Origin of the sequence: Bradyrhizobium sp. SRL28 (genome assembly GCF_018596315.1) — a bacterium.
In the GTDB taxonomy this organism is placed as follows: domain Bacteria; phylum Pseudomonadota; class Alphaproteobacteria; order Rhizobiales; family Xanthobacteraceae; genus Bradyrhizobium.
Window position 1 is genome coordinate 1 of record NZ_JAHEAG010000155.1, and the last position, 1288, is coordinate 1288.

The 1288-nt window shown below is 59.3% G+C and carries 1 protein-coding gene; it reads right to left on the reverse strand.

Annotated elements, in window-relative coordinates; genetic code table 11:
* Window positions 1-225: 225 nt before the first annotated feature.
* On the reverse strand, window positions 226-1248 hold the full coding sequence (locus KIP88_RS45735) for an IS110 family transposase (protein ID WP_214494612.1): 1023 nt from the start codon (window positions 1246-1248) through the stop codon (window positions 226-228).
* Window positions 1249-1288: the final 40 nt, after the last annotated feature.

Consider the following 1288-nt stretch of genomic DNA (forward strand, 5'->3'; position numbering starts at 1 on the left):
TTTTTCGCGTGATGAACAGTGGTCGCTTGCAGTCATGTGTCCGGCCTTTCAGTGCGGTCTTACATGACCGCTGGCCTTGATGGGTTCCGCGAGTCGAGGCCTTATCAGTTGGTCGGGATCGGAATCCCGTTGAGGCGGTCAGGTTACTCTCGATCCGTCGGGTGACCGACTTGCCATCACGTGTTTTCACTCTCGCAAGCTTACGGCACGCCGCGGCTCAGCAGGTCATGCTGTCGCTGCTGCGTGTCGGTAGGTGTCCTGTCTGCTCATGAGGGCCCAAGCCACGCGCGCCTTCTTATTCGCCAAGGCGACAGCGGCGACAAGCCGTGGCTTTCTGCTGAGCAGGGAGGTTAGCCAGGGATTGGTCTTGGCTTGCTTCGAGCAAAGCAGCACCGTGTGCGCACTGTTGACCAGCAGGCGACGGAGATAACTGTCCCCTCGCTTGCTAATTCCACCGAGGCGCGCCTTGCCCCCGGTGGAGTTTTGTCTCGGCACTAGCCCGAGCCAGGCGGCAAACTCTCTGCCGCTACGGAATGTGTTGGGATCTGCAACCGTTGCTGCGATGGCCGTGGCGATGATCGGCCCGATGCCTGTAATGGTGGCCAGTCGTTGGCTGACTGGGTTGCTCTTGTGCCACGCGAGAACCTGCTTCTCGAGACCAACGATCCGTACCTGAATATCTTCGATGTGGTGGACCATTACCTGCAACACCTGACGGGCAATATCCGGTACACGCCCATCATTCTCGTTGGTGACAATCGCAATCAGTTTCGCCACCTTGTGCAGACCCTGCGCCTCGATAAGACCGAACTCGGCCCGGTGCCCACGCAGAGCATTCACCAGCATGGTGCGCTGGCGGACCAGCAAATCCCGAGCCCGATGCATCATGAGCGCCGATTGTTGCTCCGCCGTCTTTATCGGGACGAAGCGCATCGACGGACGCCTAACCGCCTCGCAGATCGCCTCGGCATCGGCCACGTCGTGCTTGTTACGCTTCACATAGGCTTTCACATAGTTGGGCGGCATCAGGCGCGTTTCATGGCCAAGCGCAATCAACTCACGAGCCCAATGGTGCGCCGTCGCGCAGGCTTCGAGGCCGATGAGGCACGGCGGAATCTCGGCAAAGAACGCGAGGACCTGGCTGCGTCGCAGACGCTTGCGCATCACTACGCTGCCCATCTCGTCGACCGCATGAACCTGGAAGACACTCTTTGCCAGATCAAGGCCAATTGTTGTAATATCGCCCATGGATGGCTCCCTTTGCTGGTGATCTCTAACGACCACCATC

Excerpts from the sequence above, each read along its gene's own strand:
- KIP88_RS45735 (WP_214494612.1), bottom strand. The coding sequence starts at position 1,248 with ATGGGCGATATTACAACAATTGGCCTTGATCTGGCAAAGAGTGTCTTC.